The organism is Bordetella sp. MIP270_01_BMS (assembly GCF_054958705.1).
This window is the reverse complement of record NZ_CM143297.1, coordinates 1,418,735-1,440,924: the sequence shown is the minus strand read 5'-3', so window position 1 is coordinate 1,440,924 and position 22,190 is coordinate 1,418,735. Positions and strand designations below refer to the sequence as shown.

The following is a 22,190-nucleotide window of genomic DNA, read 5'->3' as shown; positions in this document are numbered from 1 at the left end:
GACCGGCAAGGTCCGCCTGGGAATGCGAAGGCGTCTATTTCAACAGAAAGTCGAACGCCGCGTTGCTGCAATGCAGCGTAAACGGGCTGCCCCCGCGCCTATTGCAACCAGGGAGGCGTAACGCGCTCGACGGCGCCCAGGCGCTCGCGCAGCGCCTGCCGCGCGGACGACAGGGCCGCGTCACGGGCGGCCAGCAGGTCCAGCGCGTGCAGCATGATCCAATCGGCGCTGACTTCGAAGAAATCCCGCAGCCGCGCGCGGGTGTCGCTGCGGCCGAAGCCATCGGTGCCCACGGTGCGCAATGGCGCGGCGATCCAGGGCCGGATCTGTTCGGGCACGGCTCGTACATAGTCGCTGGCTGCGACCACCGGAATCGCGCCGGGCAGGCATTGTTCGACCCAGCTCGACGGGTCTTGCAGGCCCAGCGCACGCGCGCGCTCGCATTCACGGCCATCGCGCGCCAATTCGGAATAGCTGGTCACGCTCCAGACCTCGGCGGCGACGCCGTAATCAGCCCACAGTCGATCGGCCGCACGCAGCGTTTCGGCAAGCATCGGTCCCGCGCCCAGCAGCCGCACCTGCGGCTGGCCGTCTGACGGCCTTACGCAATGCATGCCCCGCAGGATGCCGGTGCGGGCCGCTTTCGATGGCAGGCTGGCCTGCGGCAGGTTTTCGTTGGTGACCGTCAGGTAGTAAAACTCGTCGCATTGCTCGTCCAGCATGCGGTGCATGCCGTACTCGAGAATGACTGCGACCTCGTAGGCTTGCGCCGGGTCATATGCACGGCAGTTCGGCACCGTGGCTGCCACGAGATGGCTCGACCCGTCCTGATGCTGCAAGCCTTCGCCGCCCAGCGTGGTGCGGCCCGATGTGGCGCCCACCAGGAAGCCGCGAGCGCGCTGGTCGGCCGCCGCCCAGATCAGGTCGCCGATGCGCTGGAAGCCGAACATGGAGTAGTAGATGTAGAACGGCAACATGGGCAGGCCGTTGACCGAATAGCTGGTGCCGGCGGCCGTCCACGACGAAATGGCGCCTGCCTCGGTGATGCCCTCTTCGAGAATCTGGCCGTCGAGCGCTTCGCGGTAGTACAGCACCGAGCCGATGTCTTCGGGCTCGTACAACTGTCCCTGTGCGGAATAAATGCCGATCTGCCTGAACAAGTTGGCCATGCCGAAAGTCCGCGCCTCGTCGGCCACAATGGGCACGATGCGCGGGCCCAGCGCTTCATCTTTGAGCAGGCCTCCGAGCATGCGCACGATGGCCATCGTCGACGACATTTCCTTGCCATCGGCCTGCAACGCAAAGCGCGCCCATTGTGCGGCGTCCGGAACCGGCAGCCGGGGGGCTGAACTGCGCCGGCGCGGCAGGTGCCCGCCCAGCGCCGAGCGCCGGGCCTGCAGGTAGCGCAGCTCGGCGCTGTCTTCGGCCGGTTTGTAGAACTTCAATGCCAGGCAGTCGGCATCGGAAATCGGCAGCGCAAAGCGGTCGCGGAAAGCCAGCAGGGCTTCGTCATCGAGTTTCTTCTGCTGGTGGGTCGTCATCTTGCCCTGTCCGGCCGAGCCCATGCCGTAGCCCTTTTTGGTCTGGGCGAGAATGACGGTGGGCTGTCCGCGGTGGCGGACGGCCCGATGATAGGCGGCATAGATTTTGACGATGTCGTGCCCGCCGCGACGCAGGCGGTCGATGGCCTCGTCGGACCAGTCCGCTACCAGGGCGGCCAATTCGGGGTTCTGGTCGAAGAAGTGCGCGCGGTTGTAGGCCCCGTCGTTGGCCGCGAAGGTCTGGAACTGGCCGTCTACGGTGCGCGAGAAGGCGCGCGCCAATGCGCCGTCGGTATCGCGGGCCAGCAGGGCGTCCCAGTCGCTGCCCCAGACCAGCTTGATCACGTTCCAGCCCGCCCCCGCGTACAGGGTTTCCAGTTCGTCGATGATGCGCCCGTTGCCCCGCACCGGGCCATCCAGCCGCTGCAGATTGCAATTGACGACGAACACCAGGTTGTCGAGTTTCTCGCGCGCGGCCAGCGTCAGCGCGGCGATGGATTCGGGCTCGTCCATTTCGCCGTCGCCAAAAATGCCCCATACCTTGCGATCGGAGGGGCGCGCCAGCGAACGATGTTCGAGGTAGCGCATGAAACGCGCCTGATAGATGGCGTTGATGGGGCCTATGCCCATCGAGCCGGTGGGAAACTGCCAGAAATCCGGCATCAGCCATGGATGGGGATATGACGAAAGCCCGCGCAGGCCCCGCGCCCGCGCCGCGATTTCCTGGCGGAAATGCGCAAGCTCATCCTGGCCCAGGAAGCCTTCCAGGTAGGCGCGGGCGTACACACCGGGCGCCGAATGCGGCTGGAAATACACCAGGTCGCCGGCGAAGTCGCCGCTGGCGCCCCGGAAAAAGTGGTTGAAGCCCACTTCGAACAGGTCTGCCGCTGACGCGTAGCTGGCGATATGGCCGCCCAGATCGCCATGCGCCTGGTTGGCCCGCACCACCATGGCAAGTGCATTCCAGCGGTTGATCGACGCAATGCGCTCTTCGATGGCCAGGTCGCCGGGGAAGGGCGGCTGCTGATGGGCCGCAATGGTGTTCAGATAAGCGCTGCGCGTCTGGCCGGCGGCGCGCACGCCGGACGCGGCGGCCTGCGCCAGCAATTGTTCGAGCACGTAGGCCGCGCGCGGCACCCCCGCGGCGTGCACCAGCGATTGCAGGGCCTCGCGCCATTCGTGGGTTTCGGCGGGATCGATATCGTGGGGTGCGGCGTCGTGCATGGCGATGACAGTCTCCGGAAGGCTCCCATGCTAGCGCTTCCGCGCTGGCATAAGTGTCCGAATATTCGACGTTCAACGCTTATTCGAAGCATAATGTGCGGCCATGTATAGGTTCTGCAAATTATTATGCCGCCCTTGCTTGATCATATCGACCGCCGCATCCTGGGTATCCTGCAAACCGACTCCAGCCTGACCAACGTCGAGCTGGCGCGCCGCGTGCACTTGTCGCCGTCGCCGTGCCTGGCCCGGGTCAAGGCACTGGAAGCCGCAGGCGTGATCCGGGGGTATGTTGCGCTTGCGGATCCCCTGCAGCTCGGGCTGAGTCTGAATGTCTTCATCCAGGTCAGCCTGGAGAAGCAGGTCGAGCCCGAACTTGAACGTTTCCAGAACGCCATGGCCGAGTGCCCCGAGGTGATGGAATGCTACCTGATGACGGGCGATTCCGACTATCTGCTCAGGGTGGTCGTGCCCGACATGCAGGGGCTGGAGCGGTTTGTGGTGAGCCGCCTGTCGCGCATCCCGGGGGTGCGCAATATCCGCTCGGGTTTTGCGCTCAAGCAGGTGAAGTACCAGACGGCGCTGCCGCTCGAATGAAGCCCGGCGACGGGCGCGGCGGCGCCGGGGCGTAGAATCGCCGGATTGTCCAAACCAGACCTTTTCCCCCATGACCGTTCCCGCTCGCGTTCCCGATTCGATCACGCTGCCTGAATTGACCGTACGTGGTGTGATCATCGGTGCCCTGATCACCGTCGTTTTCACTGCTTCGAATGTCTTTCTGGGCTTGAAAGTCGGGCTGACCTTCTCGTCGGCGATTCCGGCGGCGGTCATTTCCATGTCGGTGCTGCGCATGTTCAACAATCCCAACATTCTTGAGAACAACATGGTGCAGACGCAGGCGTCGGCGGCAGGCACGCTGTCGGCCATTATTTTCATATTGCCCGCCCTTGTGATGATGGGCCACTGGCAAGGGTTCCCGTTCTGGCAGACACTGGGCATCTGCGCGGCCGGCGGCATGCTGGGGGTGATGTTCACCATCCCGCTGCGCCACATCATGGTGGTGCAAAGCGAATTGCCATACCCGGAAGGAGTAGCCGCGGCCGAGATCCTGCGAGTGGGCAGTGGCGGCGCGCCGGCCGAGGCCGACGATGCCGCGGCGGCGCCGCAGTCCGGTCACGCGCCAGCGTCACAACGCGCGGCGCCTACGGGCATGGCCGATATCGTCAAGGGCGCCGGAGTCGCCGCAGTGGTCAGCTTCGCGGTCAACGGCTTGCGGGTGCTCGGCGACAGCGTCAGCCTTTGGCCCACACTGGGAGCCGCGGTGTTCCGTCTGCCGATGGGGTTTTCGCTGGCCTTGATGGGGGCCGGGTACCTGATCGGCATCGTGGCCGGCCTGGCCATGCTGACGGGCCTGCTCATCGCCTGGGGAGTGGCGGTGCCGGTGCTGACGGCGATGGGCACGATGCCGGCCGGGCAGTCCGCCGCCGACTATGCCACCGCGCTCTGGAGCTCTCAGGTGCGATTCGTAGGCGCAGGGGTGATCGGCGTGGGCGCCATCTGGACCCTGGCGACGCTTTTCATGCCCATGATGCGGGGCATCAAGACCTCGTTTTCGGCCTTCACCTCCGCCGGCCGGGTGGCTCAGGGCAATGCGCCCCGCACCGAGCAAGACTTGTCCGCCCGCTGGATTTCCGTGGTCACGCTGGTGCTGGTGGCCATTCTGGTGGCGACCTTCATGGCCTTTCTGCAACCATCGGCGGCCATGTCAGGCAACGTGGGCATGCTGGTCACCTACTCGGTAGCCTTCGCCTTTATCTTCGGTTTTCTCGTGGCGGCGGCCTGCGGCTACATGGCCGGGCTGGTCGGTTCTTCCACAAGCCCGATCTCGGGGGTGGGTATTGTCGCCATCGTGCTGGTGTCGCTGCTGATGCTGGCGCTGGAAAGCGCCCACGGCATGCTGGCCACCCGAGAAGGCGTGCAGATGGCCATTGCGCTGGCCATTTTCACGACGTCGGCAGTGGTGGCGGTAGCCTCGATATCGAACGACAACCTGCAGGATCTCAAGACCGGCTGGCTGGTGGGCGCCACGCCCTGGCGCCAGCAGGTGGCGCTGCTGATTGGCTGCGTGGTCGGCGCGGCGGTCATTTCGCCGGTGCTCGAACTGCTCTATAACGCCTACGGCTTTGCTGACGCGCTGCCGCGTGCCGGCATGGATCCCGCCGCCGCGCTGTCGGCGCCGCAGGCCACGCTGATGCTGGCCATCGCCCAGGGCATATTCACCCACCAGCTGAACTGGGTCATGATCTTGATAGGCATGGCCATCGGCGTGGGCCTCATCCTGGTCGACCAGGTTCTCAGGCGCACCTGCGCCGTGGCCCGCATGCCGGTGCTGGCGGTGGGCATAGGGATTTACCTGCCGCCGACGGTCAGCGCGCCGCTGGTGGTGGGGGCCGTGCTGGCATGGCTGATCCAGCGTCAACTGCGCGCCCGTGCAAAGCAGGCCGGCGAGCCCTACGAAACCTACGCCGAGCCGTCCAATCGGCGCGGCACATTGCTGGCCTCGGGGCTGATCGTCGGCGAAAGTCTGGTGGGAGTGATGATGGCCGCCGTGATCGGCGCCACCGGCGAAGAAGCGCCGCTGGCGGTGGCGGGCGCCGGTTTTGCCACCACCGCGTCCTGGCTCGGGCTCGTGGTGTTCGCGCTGGTGGCCGCCCTGTTCTATCGCCGCACGGTGTCAGCCGAGCCGGGACGCGCCTGACGGGGGCGCGCGCCGCGTGGTTTTCTCGTCACAATGCGCCCCGGCCGGATAACGGGAAAAAGCGGCCCATAGCCGGCATCATGGCGGATTTTCGATCCACCATGATGCAGCGGAATGGCGTCATGCGCCCGGGTCGGGGCCATCCGGCCCCAAAAGAAGACGGCGCATATGGTAAGGGTTATACTTTTGAGCCATACGGCTTTCAAGGCTTGTACGCGCCTTCTGCCCCTGCTATCCGCAAAACGGGAAGCCCGTGTCGCGGAAGGTTTTCCTGCATCGCATCGAGTGAAGCACTCGTCAAGGTGAAGCAATATATGTCTTCCGAATCAGAATCCCTTTCCACTTCGTATTTGTTCGGCGGTAATGCCCCGTACGTCGAAGAACTGTACGAGTCTTATCTCGACAATCCCGGCTCGGTGCCCGACAACTGGCGCGAATACTTCGACCAGCTGCAGCATGTGCCGGCGCCCGACGGCCAGGAATCCACTCGCGACCAGGCGCATGCGCCCATCGTCGAGTCGTTCGCGCAGCGCGCTCGCAGCAATGGCTTCGTGCAGCAGCGCTCGTCGCAACCCGACCTTGCCATGGCCAGCAAGCAGGTGTCGGTGCAGTCGCTCATCGCGTCCTATCGTTCCCTGGGATCGCGCTGGGCCGACCTCGACCCGCTCAAGCGCCGCGAACGCCCGCCCATTCCTGAACTCGACCCGGCGTTCTACGGCCTGACCGAAGCCGACCTCGACCAGACCTACTCGGCCACCAATACCTACTTCACGACCGCCAGCACCATGACGCTGCGCGACATCCTGAAGGCCTTGCGCGACACCTATTGCCGCAGCATCGGCGCCGAGTTCACGCATATTTCCGATCCGGCCGCCAAACGCTGGATCCAGGAACGCCTGGAAACCACATTCGGCGCGGCCACCTACACCGCCGAAGAAAAGCGCCACATCCTGCAGCAGCTCACCGAATCCGAAGGGCTCGAGCGCTTTCTGCATACGAAGTACGTTGGACAGAAGCGCTTTTCCCTCGAAGGCGGTGAAAGCTTCATCGCTTCCATGGACGAGGTGGTGAACCACGCCGGCGAATCCGGCGTGCAGGAAATCATCGTGGGCATGGCTCACCGTGGCCGCCTGAACATGCTCGTGAACATCATGGGCAAGATGCCCGGCGACCTGTTCGCCGAGTTCGAGGGCAAGCATGCCGAAGGCCTGACCGACGGCGACGTCAAGTACCACAACGGCTTCTCGAGCGACATTTCCACGCGCGGCGGCCCCGTGCACCTGTCGCTGGCCTTCAACCCGTCGCACCTGGAAATCGTCAACCCCGTGGTGGAAGGCAGCGTTCGCGCGCGCCAGGAACGCCGCGGCGACCACGCGGGCAAGCAAGTGTTGCCCGTGCTGGTGCACGGCGACGCGGCCTTTGCCGGCCAAGGCGTGGTGATGGAAACGCTGAACCTTGCCCAGACGCGCGGCTACGGCACCGGCGGTACGCTGCACATCGTCATCAACAACCAGATCGGCTTCACCACGTCCGACCCGCGCGACTCGCGTTCCACGCTGTACTGCACCGACGTGGTCAAGATGATCGAAGCGCCGGTGTTCCACGTGAATGGCGACGATCCTGAAGCCGTGGTGTTCGCCACCCGCCTGGCGCTCGACTACCGCATGCAGTTTGGCCACGACGTGGTGCTGGATATCGTCTGCTTCCGCAAGCTGGGCCACAACGAGCAGGACACCCCGTCGCTGACCCAGCCGCTGATGTACAAGCGCATCGGCCATCATCCCGGCACCCGCAAGCTGTACGCCGACAAGCTCACCGCGCAAGGCGTGCTCGCCGAAGGCGAAGCCGATCAGATGGTGAAAGACTATCGCCAGCTCATGGAAGACGGCCAGCGCACCATCGAGCCGGTGCTCACCGACTACAAGAGCAAGTACGCGATCGACTGGTCGCCCTTCCTGGGCGCCAAATGGACCGACCACGCCGACACGGCCGTGCCGCTGGCCGAACTCAAGCGCATCGGCGAACGCATCACCACCGTGCCGGAAGGCTTCACGGTGCATCCGCTGGTCAACAAGCTGCTGAACGATCGCCGCAACATGGCCAAGGGCGAGCTGAACCTCGACTGGGGCATGGGCGAGCACCTGGCCTTCGCCACGCTGGTGGCCTCGGGCTACGCGGTGCGCATCACCGGCCAGGACTCCGGCCGGGGCACCTTCACCCACCGGCACGCGGTGCTGCACGACCAGAACCGCGAACGCTGGGACGATGGTTCTTACATCCCGCTGCAGAACGTGTCCGAGGGCCAGGCCCCGTTCACGGTCATCGATTCGGTGTTGTCCGAAGAAGCGGTGCTCGGTTTCGAATACGGTTATTCCAGCGCCGAGCCCAACACGCTCACCATCTGGGAAGCGCAGTTCGGCGACTTCGTCAACGGCGCGCAGGTCGTCATCGACCAGTTCATCACTTCGGGTGAAGCCAAGTGGGGCCGCCAGTCGGGCCTGACGCTGATGCTGCCGCACGGCTATGAAGGGCAGGGCCCCGAGCACTCGTCGGGACGCATCGAGCGCTTCCTGCAGCTGTGTGCCGACAACAACATCCAGGTGGTGCAGCCCACCACGGCCTCGCAGATTTTCCATCTGCTGCGTCGCCAGATGATCCGCCCGTTCCGCAAGCCGCTGGTCATCTTCACGCCCAAGTCGCTGTTGCGCAACAAAGACGCAGGCTCGCCCCTGACCGAACTCGCGGGCGGCAGTTTCCGGCCCGTGATCGGCGAACTCGACGACGCCATCGATCCGGCCAAGGTGAAGCGCGTGCTGGTCTGCTCGGGCAAGGTCTACTACGACCTCGTCAATGCCCGCCGCGAGCGCGAGGCCGGCCACATCGCGATCATCCGCGTCGAACAGCTGTATCCGTTCGCCCACAAGTCGTTCGAAGCCGAACTCAGCAAGTACGCCAAGGCTACCGAAGTCGTCTGGGTGCAGGACGAACCGCAGAACCAGGGGCCATGGTTCTATGTCCAGCACCATTTGTACGAGAACATGTCCGAAGGCCAGAAGCTTGGCTATGCCGGCCGTGCGGCGTCGGCCTCGCCCGCGGTGGGCTACCTTGCCAAGCACCAGGAGCAGCAGAAGGCCCTGATCGAACAGGCGTTTGCCGCAAAGTACAAAGGCTTCATGCTGACCAAATAAGGTCGGCCGACTTCGAATTCACAAAAATTACTGGAACCCAACACTATGGCTATCACTGACGTCGTCGTCCCCCAACTGTCCGAGTCCGTCTCTGAAGCGACTCTGCTCACCTGGAAGAAGCAGAAGGGCGCTGCGGTCGAGGCAGACGAGATCCTCATCGAAATCGAGACCGACAAGGTCGTGCTCGAAGTGCCGGCTCCGGCGTCGGGCGTGCTCGCCGACATCGTCGAAGGCGATGGCAGCACCGTCACTTCGGGCCAGCTGATCGCCAAGATCGACACGGCCGCCAAGGCCGAAGCCGCCGCGGCGCCGGCCGAGGCGCCCAAGGCCGAACCGGCCGCCGAGAAGCCCGCCAGCGCGCCGGCTTCGTCGTCTGCCGCGGGCGTGGCCTCGCCGGCTGCCTCGAAGATCCTGTCCGAGAAGGGCGTGGACCCGGCCTCGGTGTCGGGCACGGGCCGTGACGGCCGAATCACCAAGGCCGACGCACAAGGCGCCAGCGCCGCTCCTGCCAAGGCGGCCGCGGCCCCCGCGCCGACGTCGGTGTCGCTCGACGGTCGTCCGGAACAGCGCGTGCCCATGAGCCGCCTGCGCGCCCGCATCGCCGAGCGCCTGCTGCAGTCGCAGCAAGAAAACGCCATTCTCACAACGTTCAACGAAGTGAACATGCAGGCTGTCATCGACCTGCGCAACAAGTACAAAGAAAAGTTCGAGAAAGAGCACGGCATCAAGCTGGGCTTCATGTCGTTCTTCGTGAAGGCCGCCGTGGCCGCCCTGAAGAAGTTCCCGCTGATCAATGCTTCGATCGACGGCAAGGACATCATCTACCACGGCTATTTCGATATCGGTATCGCGGTGGGCAGTCCCCGTGGCCTGGTGGTGCCCATCCTGCGCAATGCCGACCAGCTGTCGATCGCTGAAATCGAGAAGACCATTGCCGATTTCGGCAAGCGTGCGGCCGATGGCAAGCTGGGCATCGAAGAAATGACGGGTGGCACGTTCTCGATCTCGAACGGCGGCGTGTTCGGTTCGATGCTGTCGACCCCGATCATCAACCCCCCGCAGTCGGCGATTCTGGGCGTGCACGCCACCAAGGACCGCCCGGTGGTCGAGAATGGGCAGATCGTCATCCGCCCGATGAACTACCTGGCGCTGTCGTACGACCATCGCATCATCGATGGCCGCGAAGCGGTGCTCGGCCTGGTGGCCATGAAAGACGCGCTGGAAGATCCGCAGCGTCTGTTGCTGGACCTGTAAGCGGCCAGTTGGCGCGGGCGTAAGAGGAATGCTGTCTTCTGACGCACCGTGCCGGAGCCTGCGGGCCCCGGCGTGGCGAGTCTGGTCAGCCGCGCTGTCCGCCGCGGCGGACAGCGTGCACCGCGCCCATCTCATGCCGCGAGGGCGCACGGCAAGCCCGCGCGCCCTGGCTGTGTTGGGGCGGGCCTTCGCGAACCTGCCACGCCCGGCGCACGTCGCGCCGGGTGGCTGCAGCCGGCAAGCCCCGCAGCGGCCCGCCGTCCCGGCCATGGCGCCGGCATCTTCCCCATCTTCCTATCTTCGAGAACATCATGTCCAAACAATTTGACGTCGTCGTCATCGGTGCCGGCCCTGGCGGGTATATCGCTGCCATCCGTGCCGCGCAACTGGGAATGTCGGTCGCCTGCATCGATGCCTGGCAGAACGGTCAAGGAGGCCCCGCGCCCGGTGGCACGTGCACCAACGTAGGTTGCATTCCATCCAAGGCCTTGCTGCAGTCGTCCGAGCATTTCGAGCAGGTCAACCACCACTTCGCCGATCACGGCATTGAAGTCAACGGCGTCAGCCTCAAGCTCGACAAGCTGCTGGCCCGCAAGAATACGGTGGTCAAGCAGAACAATGACGGCATCCTGTACCTGTTCAAGAAAAACAAGGTCACGTACTTCCACGGTACCGGCGCCTTTGCAGGCAAGGCCGAAGGCGGCTATGCGATCAAGGTGACGGGCGCGGCCGAAGAAGAATTGGTGGCCAAGCACGTCGTGGTGGCCACCGGCTCGGCGGCGCGCGAGCTTCCCGGCCTGCCTTTCGATGAAAAGACCGTGTTGTCCAATGATGGCGCGCTGAATATCGATGCCGTGCCCAAGAAGCTGGGTGTGATCGGCGCAGGCGTCATCGGTCTCGAGATGGGTAGCGTGTGGCGCCGCCTGGGAGCCGAAGTCACCATCCTGGAGGCCATGCCCGAATTCCTCGCCGCCGCCGACCAGCAGGTGGCCAAGGAAGCCTTGAAGGCGTTCACCAAGCAGGGCCTCGATATCCAGATGGGCGTCAAGATCGGCGAGATCAAGGCGACGGGCAAGTCCGTTACCGTGCCTTACACCGATGCCAAGGGCGGCGAGCAGAAACTGGTGGTCGACAAACTCATCGTGTCGATCGGCCGCGTGCCTTATACCGGCGGGCTGAACACCGAGGCCGTGGGCCTGAAGCTCGATGAGCGCGGATTCGTCGAAGTCGACGGTGACTGCAAGACCAACCTGCCCAATGTCTGGGCCGTTGGCGACGTTGTGCGCGGGCCCATGCTGGCGCACAAGGCCGAAGAAGAGGGCGTGGCGGTTGCCGAGCGTATTGCCGGACAGCACGGCCACGTGAACTTCGATACGGTGCCCTGGGTCATCTACACCTCGCCCGAAATTGCCTGGGTGGGCAAGACCGAACAGCAGCTCAAGAAAGAAGGCCGTGAATACAAGGCCGGAAGTTTCCCCTTCATGGCCAACGGCCGCGCGCGCGCGTTGGGTGACACCACCGGTTTCGCCAAGGTGATCGCCGATGCCAAGACCGACGAAGTGCTGGGCGTTCATATCGTGGGTCCGATGGCATCCGAACTGATTTCCGAAGCCGTCACGATCATGGAATTCCGCGGCGCCGCCGAAGACATCGCGCGCATCTGCCATGCGCACCCGACCTTGTCGGAAGCCGTCAAGGAAGCAGCCCTGGCCGTGGACAAGCGCACGCTAAACTTCTGAACGCGCTGGGCGAACCGGTGGCGCCGCGCCGCCACCGGCGCCCCGGCCACGTGACTTGCCTGGCCTGCGCAGCCTTGTCTACGCAGGCCTTGGTTTTTTTTGCGGTGTGCCATCGCGCCGACCGCGCCGGCGTGGCCGCGCGCGACTCGCGCGCGTTCACGGGGTCGCCATGGCCCAGGCGCATCAACGCGGGCTCCCCGCAATTTTTCAGGCTTGCTGCTGCGACATGAACGTCCGCGAATATTACGAACACGAGCTTTCCGCCCGAGGCTACCAGTCCGACGCGGCACAGTTGCAGGCGGTTGACCGGCTGCAGGCCTATTACGACGATTGGATCAGCTTCAAGGCGATGCGTTCGAACGCGTTGAAGAAGTTGCTGAATCGTCCGGACGTTCCGCGCGGGGTGTATCTGTGGGGCGGAGTTGGGCGCGGCAAGAGCTTCCTGATGGACGCCTTCTACGCCACGGTGCCTGTGGTGCGCAAGACGCGCCTGCATTTTCACGAATTCATGCGTGGCGTGCACCGTGAGCTCGAAAGCGTGAAAGGCATGCAGGACCCGCTGGACGAAGTGGCCCGGCGCGTCGCCAAGCGTTATCGGCTCATCTGCTTCGACGAGTTCCACGTGTCTGACGTGGCCGACGCGATGATTCTGTATCGCTTGCTGCTGAAGCTGTTCGAATACGGTACGTCGTTCGTCATGACCTCCAACTACCAGCCCTCGGCGTTGTATCCCGACGGGCTGCATCGCGACCGCATCCTGCCGGCCATCGAGTTGATCACCAAGCGCATGGACATCCTCAACGTGGATGCCGGCGTGGACTATCGCCGCCGTACCCTCGAACAGGTGCAGTGCTATCACACGCCCCTGGACGAAACCGCGCGCCAGGCGCTGCAGAGCGCATTCGACCGCCTGGCCGATACGCCGCCTCAAGAGCCCGTGCTGCATATCGAACATCGCGAAATTCGCGCCACGGCCCTGGCCGGCTCGGTCGTGTGGTTCGACTTCGCCACGCTTTGCGGAGGCCCGCGCTCGCAGAACGACTACCTGGAACTCGCCAACCGGTTCCACGCGGTGATCCTGTCCGACGTGCCCCGGATGGGGCCGCGCCAGGCCTCGGAGGCGCGCCGCTTTACGTGGTTGATCGACGTGTTCTACGACCACAAGATCAAGCTGATCATGTCCGCCGAATGCGCCCCCGAAGAGCTGTATACCGAAGGCGCCCTGGCAAACGAATTCCATCGGACCGTGTCGCGAATTCTCGAAATGCAGTCGCGTGAATACCTCGAATCCGAGCGGCGGCTGACCGTGGGACTGTAGGCGCACCGCGCTCAATACCCTGGCGGGGCGGCAAGCTGCCCGCGCGGCCCTCGGCGACGCGCTACACTGCGGAATTCTCTGCAACCCATCATCGTCGTCTCATGAGTACGCGCGTTCTAACCGGCATCACCACATCCGGCACCCCCCACCTCGGCAACTATGCTGGCGCCATTCGCCCGGCCATCGCCGCCAGTTTCCAGCCAGGCACCGACGCGTTCTATTTCATGGCCGATTACCACGCGCTGATCAAGTGCGACGATCCGGCCCGCGTGGCCAGTTCGCGCCTGGAAATCGCCGCGACCTGGCTGGCCGGGGGGCTGGATCCCGACCGCGTGACTTTCTATCGCCAGTCCGACGTGCCCGAGATACCCGAGCTGTGCTGGCTGTTGACGTGCGTGACGGCCAAGGGCCTGATGAACCGGGCGCATGCCTACAAGGCGGCGGTAGACCAGAACAACGCCAAGGGTGTCGAGCCCGATGACGGCATCAACATGGGGCTGTTCTCGTACCCGATACTGATGGCGGCCGACATCCTGATGTTCAACGCGCACAAGGTGCCGGTGGGTCGTGACCAGATCCAGCATCTGGAAATGGCGCGCGATATCGCACAGCGGTTCAACCATCTTTATGGACGCGAGTACTTCGTGCTGCCCGATGTCGTGATCGAGGAAGAGGTCGCGACCTTGCCCGGACTGGACGGGCGCAAGATGTCCAAGAGCTACAACAACACCATTCCGCTGTTCGAGGGTGGCAGCAAGGCCCTGCGCGCCGCGGTGATGCGCATCGTGACCGACTCGCGGCAGCCGGGCGAACCCAAAGACGCCGAATCTTCCCACCTGTACACCATCTACCGGGCGTTTGCCACGCCTGCAGAGTCCGCGGAATTCCGCGCGCAGCTCGAAGACGGCATGGGCTGGGGCGATGCCAAGCAGGCATTGTGCGATCGGCTGGAGCGCGATCTGGCGCCCTTGCGCGAGCGCTATGAAGACCTGATGGCCCACCCGGACCGCATTGAAGACATTCTGCAGGCTGGCGCACAGAAAGCGCGCAAACTGGCCGTGCCGTTCATGCAGGAACTGCGCCAGGCAGTCGGCCTGCGCGCGGCGGCGCAGGTGGCGGCCAAGACGGCCGCGAAGAAACCCGGCAAGGCGGCGCGATTCGTCAGCTTCCGCGACGATGACGGCACTTTCCGGTTCCGCCTGATCGGTGCCGACGGCCAGGAGTTGCTGAGGTCCCAGGGGTATGCCAATCCCAAGGAAGCGGGCGCGCTGCTGCAGCGCCTGCTGGCCGGACTGGCCGACGACATGCTGCAGCCCCAGGGGTTGGCTTATGTCGCCATCGTCGATGGCGCCACCGTGGCCCAAGGGCCGATGGCGGCCGATGAAGCCCAGCGTGATACCCAGCTCGCGCTGACCCGCTCGGCGCTGGCCAGCCTGGCCGGCTAGCGTATTGCGCTAGCGGGCGGCCGTGGCGACGATGCGGCCGCCCTGTACCTGAAAGCGCGGCACGTTGCCCTGGCCGGCAATTTCAAGCGTATCGCCCTCGGTGTAGCCCACGACATGCGGGCATTCCAGCCACTCGGGGTTGATGAAGGGAAAATACTTCAGCGTGCCGCTGCCCCGGCTGGCGAATTCGAAAGTCGTATTGGCGACCACTTCCGGGTCCCATTGGCTCGCGTCGAACACCACCGAGCACTGCGCGCCGATACGGTAGGTGATACTGGCGCCCATGCTCGCGAAGCCCAGCGCGCCCACGTGCAGCCTGGCGCCATTGAGCAACTCGATCGTCCGCGTGCCCAGGCGCTCCAGCGTGATCAGTTCGGCCGCGATCTCTACGCCATCGATTGTCAGGTGCGCATATTGCCCCAGGGTGATTTCGCCATAGGTTCCGGCAGGGGTGGCGTTGCCGGCGTTGACGATTTGCGACGCGTTGGCGGCGAGCTCGAGGGTGTTGCTGCGCATGGCGGAAGTATCTCCAACGGAAGGGCCCGACAGGCCACGCCGGCCGGGCGGCAGGCGATCGACCGCAACATGGGGCTACAAGCCACCGAGCGGTCCGGTCGATTTTATTGTTTTGATACAAACAGATATTTTCGCTTAAATTCTCGGTGGCGGGGGTGCTTTTTTTCAGGCCCCTTGCGTAGGGATAACCCCCGGGCGACGGGGCTTGCGCCGGTGCGCCCGGCGCGCATGGGAGGCGCAGTTCGACGCGGACCGAAACATAGGCCGGTGACATTGGCCTATAGTGCGCCCATCACAGGAGCATGCCTTGAGCTACCAGCCCGGTTTCGCCCCCATTGCATTCTTGCTGGCCGACCACGCCCGCGCCGCCATGCTGGCGGCCCTGCTCGACGGCAGGGCGCTCGCGGCCGGCGAGCTCGCCCGCTGCGCTGGCGTCACTGCGCAGACGGCCAGCGCGCACTTGGCCAAGCTGCGAGAGGGTGGCCTGCTCGAGATGGAGACCCAGGGCCGGCATCGCTATTACCGGTTGGCCGGGCCCCATGTGGCGCAGACCCTCGAAAGCCTCGCGGCATTGCAGCCTGAGCCGCCTGCCCGTCGCCGCCCGGTGCTCAGCCCTACAGCCCGGGAGTTTCACTTTTGCCGCCGTTGCTACGACCATCTGGCCGGACGACTGGCCGTTGCCATGGCCGATGCAATGCAGGAGCGCGAATTCCTGCTGCCGGCGCCCGACCGGCGGTATGAATTGACGCCGGCGGGAGCGGCCTGGTTCAGGGCGGCCGGCGTCGACGTGGACGCGATTGCACCGACCCGGCGCGGCCTGGTGAGGCCCTGCCTGGATTGCACCGAGCGCCGTCATCACCTGGGCGGGCCTCTCGCGGTGGCCTTGCTGGCGTCATTATGTCAGCGACAATTGCTGCGGCAAGCAGAGGGCAGTCGCGTATTGCGCGTCACGGCCAGCGGCTGGGCATGGCTGGGCCAGCACATGGGAATCGAGCCGACGGCGCTGCCGCTGGCTGCGTGAGGGCGCCGCCGCGAGGCTCGGCAAGATCTACCGGCGGCCGCAAGATTTACCGCGCCGGCAGCTTGCAGCGCAACCGGCCGCCCTCGGTGACGTCCCGCTGGGGCGGGCGGCCGGTCAGCAAGGCGTCAGGACGGGCTGCCGCCTTGCAGTTCCGGGATATTGCCCGCGCTGTCGTGCACCTGCAGGCGGTCATCCAGGCGTCGGACGCCCGTCATGGCGCGCACGGCCGTCACCAGCGCCTCGTGTTCCGCGGCAAGAATGTGGCCGCTCAGGGTCACATCGCCGGCGTGCACCGTCACCGTAATGGCGCCGGGGTGGCTTACCAGGCGCCCCAGCTGGGCGCGTACGCGTTCGCCCAGCTGGTGGTCGGTGGCGGGCCTGTCGTCCAGCCCCATGCTGCTGCGGGCGGCAGCGGTGAGTCCGCGCACGTGGTCGGCGGCACGCTTGCCGTCGGCCAGCAGGCAATCGGCGGCATCATTGCGCATGGCGTTTAGCTGATCGCACAGCCGGGCGCGCCGGCGCCGTCCCGATTCAGGGTCGAAGTAGTACATCGCCGCGGCGCCCAGCGCCAGCGTGGCAATTCGATTCAGGATAGTCACTTGTGTCCTCCGCGAGTCAGGCCGTGGATGGCCGGGCCGCATGGCCCGGCCGGCGTGAAGCGGCAGCGCAAGTGATGTGCCTGACCCGGGGCGTGCCCGGCGCGGCGGCGGGTCAGCGCTTCAGGCGGGCGAACGCTTCGGCCATGGCATTGTTGCGAGGTTCGGCCCGCGCGTCGGGCTGGGGGCGGCGTCCTGCGGGACGCGCGGCGCCACGGGGGGCATCGGCGGCGCTGCGGCGTGCGGGCTGCGCCGTGTCGTTCAGCCGCATGGTCAGCGCCACGCGCTTGCGCGCCGCGTCGACCTCGAGCACCTTGACGGTCACTGTCTGTCCGACGCGCACGACATCGCGCGGATCTTTCACGAATTTCTCGGCCAGGGCCGAGATATGCACCAGGCCGTCCTGGTGCACCCCGATGTCGACGAACGCGCCGAAGTTGGCCACATTGGTGACCACGCCCTCGAGCACCATGCCGGGATACAGGTCGTTCAGCGTTTCGACGCCTTCTTTGAACTGCGCCGTCTTGAACTCGGGCCGAGGATCGCGTCCGGGCTTCTCGAGTTCGGCGAAGATGTCGCGCACGGTGGGCAGCCCGAAACGGTCGTCGGTGAAATCGGCGGGCGATACGCCTTTGAGCGCGTCGCGCTGCCCGATGATCTGCTGTACGTCGGCCTTGATCCTGGCAACGATGCGTTCCACCACCGGATAGGCTTCCGGGTGCACCGCCGATGCATCGAGCGGGTTTGACCCATTCGGAATGCGCAGGAATCCGGCAGCCTGTTCAAAGGCTTTTTCACCGAAGCGCGGCACTTTGCGCAACACGTCGCGGGCGGGGAAGGCGCCATGCTCGTCACGCCACGCCACGATATTCTTGGCCAGTGAAGAATTCAGGCCGGAGACGCGCGCGAGCAGCGCGGCCGAGGCCGTGTTGACGTCCACGCCGACGGCGTTCACGCAGTCCTCGACCACCGCATCCAGCGACCGCGCGAGTTCACGCTGGTTGACGTCGTGCTGGTATTGACCCACACCGATGGCCTTGGGATCGATCTTCACCAGCTCGGCCAGGGGATCCTGCAGACGGCGGGCAATCGATACGGCCCCGCGCAGTGTCACGTCGAGATCCGGAAATTCCTGGGCAGCGGCTTCCGATGCGGAATAAACCGACGCGCCGGCTTCGGAAACCACGACACGCGTGAGCTTCAGATCGGGATACTGGCTCATCAGGTCGCCGACCAGTTTCTCGCTTTCGCGCGACGCCGTGCCGTTGCCTATGGCCACCAGTTCGACCTGGTGGCGTGCGGCCAGCGCGGCCAGCGTGGCGATCGTGCCTTCGCGGTCGCGGCGCGGCTCGAACGGGTACACAGTGGCCGTGTCGACGACCTTGCCGGTGCGATCGATGACAGCCACCTTGCAGCCAGTGCGTATGCCGGGATCGAGGCCCAGCACGACCTTGGGGCCCGCGGGCGCTGCCAGCAGCAGGTCTTTCAGGTTGGCCGCGAACACGCGTATGGCTTCGGCTTCACCGCTTTCACGCAGGCGGCCGATCAATTCGGTTTCGAAAGCGGTCAGCAGCTTGACGCGCCAGGTCCAGCGGCACACTTCGCTCAGCCAGCGCTCGCGCGGCGCGGCGTCGATCGCGAACAAACCCTGGCCCAGTTTCAAGAAGCTGGCGATGCGCGCCACGCAGGGGTGCGGCGTTTGTGCTTCGAGCTCGGCCTCAAGACCCAGGCGCAGTTCCAGCACGCCTTGCTGGCGGCCACGCAGCAAGGCCAGGATGCGGTGCGAGGGCAGGGTGCGCAGCGGTTCATTGAAGTCGAACCAGTCGCGGAAGTTGGCGCCTTCGGTTTCCTTGCCCTCGGCGACTTTGGAATAGAGCAGGCCGGTAGACCACAGGTACTCGCGCATGTCCGCAAGCAGGTCGGCGTTTTCGGCGTAGCGCTCGGCCAGGATGTCGCGCGCGCCGTCCAGCGCGGCCTTGGCGTCGCTGATGGAGGCTTCCGCGTTCAAGTATTGGGCGGCAAGCGTTGCAGGGTCGCAGGCCGGGTCGGCCAGGATGGCGTCGGCCAGGGGTTCCAGGCCGGCTTCGCGCGCAATCTGCGCGCGCGTGCGGCGCTTGGGCTTGTACGGCGCGTACAGGTCTTCAAGACGCTGCTTGGTATCGGCGGAAGCGATCTCCTGCTGCAGCTCGGGCGTCAGCTTGCCCTGCTGCGAAACCGATTCAAGAATGGCGCCGCGGCGCTCTTCGAGTTCCCGCAGGTAGCCCAGACGGACTTCCAGGTTGCGCAATACGGTGTCGTCGAGACCTCCCGTGGCTTCTTTGCGATAGCGTGCGATGAAGGGAACCGTCGCACCGTCGTCAAGCAGCTCGACAGCGGCGGCAATTTGCGACGGACGGCTGCCCAGCTCGCTGGCAAGCTGGGCAAGAATGCGGGCGTGGTCGACGCTGGATGCGGCGCTCGTGATGGCGGAAGTCTCGGACATTTCTACGGCTGCAAAGGGAAAACAACGGGCGGATTTTGCCACATTGGGGGGGTGGCCCATCCGTGGCGGGGGCATTTCGGGCACGGTCAGGCCGACGGCCAGGGTATCATTTGGGCCACTTCACCGCGCGCCCCTCCCATGCTGGACCTGGATGTTTCCGAATTTTTCGCCGCCGATGGCCCGCTGGCTGCGGCGTTGCCTGGCTATGTGCCACGGCCCGCGCAGGTGGAACTGGCACAGGCCATAGCCAGCGCCATTACCGACCGCGCCACGCTGGTCGCCGAAGCCGGCACCGGCATCGGCAAGACCTGGGCCTACCTGGTGCCGGCCATTGTGGCGGGCGGCAAAGTCATCATCTCGACCGGCACACGCACCCTGCAAGACCAGTTGTACACGCGCGACCTGCCGCGGGTGCGGGCCGCCCTGGCGGCCCCGGTGACGGCCGCGCTGCTCAAGGGGCGCGCCAACTATGTCTGCCATTACCACCTCGACCGGCTGCAGGGCGACGAACGTGCGCTGAAGTCACGCGCCGAAATATCGCAACTGCGGCAGATCCAGGTTTTCGCGGGCATCTCGAAAACCGGCGACCGCGCGGACCTGGGCAAGGTGCCCGAAGATGCCGACATCTGGCAACGCGTGACCTCCACCCGCGAGAACTGCCTGGGCCAGGAATGTCCGCGCATCCGCGACTGCTTTGTCGTGAAAGCCCGCCGCCAGGCCCAGGAGGCGGAAGTGGTGGTAGTCAACCATGCGTTGTTCATGGCCGACCTGGTATTGCGTGAAGAGGGCGTCACCGACCTGTTGCCCGAGGCCGACACCGTCATTTTCGATGAAGCGCACCAGTTGCCCGATACGGCGACCCGGTTCCTGGGCAGCAGCGTGTCCACGCATCAGCTGCTCGATTTCAGCCGCGCGATCGAAGCCGCCGGCCTGGCTTATGCACGTGAAGCCGCAAAATGGAGCGACGTCAGCCGCCAGGTAGAGACTGCCGCGCGCGAATTGCGGCTGGTCTGCGCGCCGCTCGACAAAGTGCCAGGCCGCAAAGCGACATTCGAAGCCATGCCCGACGCGGCGCAATTCGACGCCGCGTTGCAAGAGCTGCGCCAGGCCGTGGAGGCGGCAACCCGGGCGGTGGCCGCAGTGGCCGAGAAACATCCCGACCTCGCGGCGGCCGCGCGCTCAGGCGCCGAGATCGTATTGCGGCTCGCCCGCTGGTCGACGCCGGCTCGCAACCGCAGCGCCGACGCCGACGACGAAGGCTGGGGCCGCGACATCAACGCCCCCGGTTCCGACGACGCCGGCTCTGCCGCCCTGCCGCAGGCGTTGCTGCAGGCCGCGGAGGCCGTCACCGACTACACCGGGCCCGCAGTGCGCTGGGTCGAGCATGGTCTGCACCATGTCAGGTTGCATTCGGCTCCGCTTTCTGTCGCGCAGGTTTTTTCGCGGTTTCGCAAGCCCGGCCAGTCTTGGATACTGACTTCCGCCACCCTGTCGGTGCAGGGCGAATTCCGCCACTTCACGAGCCAGCTGGGCCTGGATGACGCGCGCACCGGCCGTTGGGAATCGCCATTCGACTATACCCGTCATGGGCTATTGTTCGTGCCGCGCGACATGCCCGAGCCGCAATCGCCGCAGTACGCCGAGCGTTTCGTGCAGACGCTGCTGCCGTTGCTGGAAGCCAGTCCGGGGGGCACACTGGTGTTGTGCACGACTCTGCGCGCGGTCGACCGGGTTGCGTCCCTGCTGGCGGCAGAGTTCGAAGAACGTGAGCATGACTGGCCGCTGCTCAAGCAGGGCGACGCGACCCGGCGCGACTTGCTCGAGCGTTTTGCCCGGCTGCAGCATCCCGTCCTGGTAGGCAGCGCCAGCTTCTGGGAAGGCATCGATCTGCCGGGCGATGTCCTGACGCTGGTGGCTATCGACAAGCTGCCCTTCGCGCCGCCCGATGATCCGGTCATCGAGGCGCGGCTGCGTGCCTGCCGCGTGCGCGGCGGAAACCCGTTTGCCGAATACCAGTTGCCGGAAGCCGCTATTTCGCTGAAGCAGGGCGCCGGTCGGCTGATCCGCACCGAGCGCGACTGGGGGGTGTTGATGGTTGGCGACGCGCGCCTGGTCGAGAAACCCTATGGCAAGCGCCTCTGGCGCGGCCTGCCGCCGTTTTCACGCACGCGCGATCTGAACGAAGTGCTGGCGTTCTATGCGCGACGCGAGGCCGGCGAAGCCTGACGCGCCTGTGTGCCGGCACGGTGCGGGCACCCCGGCCGCCCGACTGTGCAAGTCCTGCCGGGGCAGCCATCAGGCATGCGTGCCGCTTATTTCCAGGAGAAGGGGTTCCACCAGCTCTTGTCGGACAGCAGCGCCTTGTCGCTGACTGTACTGTCGGGATAGTTGGTCTGAAGGACGCGCTGGGCGTCGTTCTTCAGGTCGGTCATGCCCAGCTTGTCGTACGAGGCCACCATGATCGCCAAGGCTTGCTCGGACGCGGGGGCGCCCTCGAAGTCGGTAATGACCGTCTGGGCCCGATTGGCCGCCGCCACGTAAGCGCCGCGCTCATAGTAATAGCGCGCCACGTAGACTTCATTCATGGCGATGGCATTGACCAGCCAGGTCACGCGCTTTTCGGCGTCGGGCGTGTACTTGCTGGCCGGGTAGCGCTTGATGAGCTCGTTGAAAGCGTCGTAAGACGCCCGCAGACCCTTGGGGTCGCGCTCTGCCGGATCCTGGCCGGTGAGGTTGCTCATGAAGGCGCTGGCCGGCGTGAAATTGATCAGCCCCTTCAGGTACAGCATGTAGTCGGTGCCCGGGTGATTGGGGTACATCTGCTGGAAGCGGTCGATGGCGGCCAGCGCCTGTTCGTTTTCGCCGTCTTTCCAGTTGACGTATGCCAGGTCGATCAGGGCCTGCTGGGCATATACGCCGAACGGGTAGCGGCTTTCGATGGCCGTCAGGCGTTCGCGCGCCTCGTTCCAGGCGCCCGCTGCCGTTTCGGCCTTGGCATCGGCATACAACTGCTCGGCGCTCCAGCCGGCGGTCTTGTCGTACTTCTGGCCCGTGCCGCTGCAGCCGGCGACGACCAGGGCGACAGTCAGCGCGATGGCAGCGCGCAGGGGC

14 protein-coding genes are annotated in these 22,190 nt (G+C 65.4%); 9 read left to right on the top strand and 5 right to left on the bottom strand.

The genetic code is table 11. The features are described 5' to 3' along the window. Positions 1–98: 98 nt before the first annotated feature. The gene (gene mdeB, locus ACV17W_RS06625; protein ID WP_462595630.1) at positions 99–2,765 is read right to left on the bottom strand and encodes an alpha-ketoglutarate dehydrogenase; all 2,667 of its coding nucleotides are present in this window, start codon (positions 2,763–2,765) and stop codon (positions 99–101) included. Positions 2,766–2,891: 126 nt separating this feature from the next. On the opposite strand from mdeB, the gene ACV17W_RS06620 reads away from it, so the two are divergent. The 7 genes from ACV17W_RS06620 to ACV17W_RS06590 all read left to right on the top strand — a co-directional run bounded on the left by ACV17W_RS06620 (position 2,892) and on the right by ACV17W_RS06590 (position 14,464). After that, complete coding sequence (locus ACV17W_RS06620; RefSeq protein WP_462595629.1) at positions 2,892–3,359, top strand: Lrp/AsnC family transcriptional regulator; 468 nt, start codon at positions 2,892–2,894, stop codon at positions 3,357–3,359. A 70-nt stretch (positions 3,360–3,429) separates the two neighbouring features. After that, entirely contained in the window at positions 3,430–5,520 is a 2,091-nt protein-coding gene (locus ACV17W_RS06615) for an OPT family oligopeptide transporter (protein WP_462595628.1), read from the top strand. A 314-nt stretch (positions 5,521–5,834) separates the two neighbouring features. Next, on the top strand, positions 5,835–8,708 hold the full coding sequence (locus ACV17W_RS06610; protein WP_462595627.1) for a 2-oxoglutarate dehydrogenase E1 component: 2,874 nt from the start codon (positions 5,835–5,837) through the stop codon (positions 8,706–8,708). 45 nt (positions 8,709–8,753) lie between these two features. Then, complete coding sequence (gene odhB, locus ACV17W_RS06605) at positions 8,754–9,962, top strand: 2-oxoglutarate dehydrogenase complex dihydrolipoyllysine-residue succinyltransferase (RefSeq protein ID WP_462595626.1); 1,209 nt, start codon at positions 8,754–8,756, stop codon at positions 9,960–9,962. 311 nt (positions 9,963–10,273) lie between these two features. Then, a complete protein-coding gene (gene lpdA / locus ACV17W_RS06600) occupies positions 10,274–11,701 on the top strand; it encodes a dihydrolipoyl dehydrogenase (RefSeq protein WP_462595625.1) in 1,428 nt (475 codons plus the stop codon). A 226-nt stretch (positions 11,702–11,927) separates the two neighbouring features. Further along, a complete protein-coding gene (gene zapE, locus ACV17W_RS06595) occupies positions 11,928–13,019 on the top strand; it encodes a cell division protein ZapE (RefSeq protein WP_462595624.1) in 1,092 nt (363 codons plus the stop codon). A 101-nt stretch (positions 13,020–13,120) separates the two neighbouring features. Next, the gene (locus ACV17W_RS06590) at positions 13,121–14,464 is read left to right on the top strand and encodes a tryptophan--tRNA ligase (protein ID WP_462595622.1); all 1,344 of its coding nucleotides are present in this window, start codon (positions 13,121–13,123) and stop codon (positions 14,462–14,464) included. Between the two features lie 9 nt (positions 14,465–14,473). On the opposite strand, the gene ACV17W_RS06585 is transcribed toward ACV17W_RS06590, so the two are convergent. Continuing rightward, positions 14,474–14,980 carry a hypothetical protein gene (locus ACV17W_RS06585; RefSeq protein WP_462595621.1) on the bottom strand — a complete coding sequence of 169 codons (507 nt, stop codon included), beginning with the start codon at positions 14,978–14,980 and terminating at the stop codon, positions 14,474–14,476. Positions 14,981–15,287: 307 nt separating this feature from the next. Between ACV17W_RS06585 and ACV17W_RS06580 the strand changes: the two genes are divergently transcribed. Beyond that, positions 15,288–16,001: an ArsR/SmtB family transcription factor gene (locus ACV17W_RS06580; protein WP_462595620.1), complete on the top strand. Its 714-nt coding sequence runs from the start codon at positions 15,288–15,290 to the stop codon at positions 15,999–16,001. A 125-nt stretch (positions 16,002–16,126) separates the two neighbouring features. Here the strand turns inward: ACV17W_RS06580 and ACV17W_RS06575 are convergent, their stop codons facing one another. Together ACV17W_RS06575 and tex are read right to left on the bottom strand one after the other, a co-directional pair. After that, positions 16,127–16,600, bottom strand: a complete 474-nt coding sequence (locus ACV17W_RS06575) for a BON domain-containing protein (protein WP_462595619.1) — start codon at positions 16,598–16,600, stop codon at positions 16,127–16,129. Between the two features lie 112 nt (positions 16,601–16,712). Then, positions 16,713–19,079, bottom strand: a complete 2,367-nt coding sequence (gene tex, locus ACV17W_RS06570) for an RNA-binding transcriptional accessory protein Tex (protein ID WP_462595618.1) — start codon at positions 19,077–19,079, stop codon at positions 16,713–16,715. Positions 19,080–19,217: 138 nt separating this feature from the next. Here tex and ACV17W_RS06565 point away from each other — a divergent pair, with 138 nt between their 5' ends. Further along, the gene (locus ACV17W_RS06565; RefSeq protein WP_462595617.1) at positions 19,218–21,305 is read left to right on the top strand and encodes an ATP-dependent DNA helicase; all 2,088 of its coding nucleotides are present in this window, start codon (positions 19,218–19,220) and stop codon (positions 21,303–21,305) included. A gap of 86 nt (positions 21,306–21,391) precedes the next feature. Here the strand turns inward: ACV17W_RS06565 and ACV17W_RS06560 are convergent, their stop codons facing one another. Next, a complete protein-coding gene (locus ACV17W_RS06560) occupies positions 21,392–22,186 on the bottom strand; it encodes an outer membrane protein assembly factor BamD (protein ID WP_462596488.1) in 795 nt (264 codons plus the stop codon). Positions 22,187–22,190: the final 4 nt, after the last annotated feature.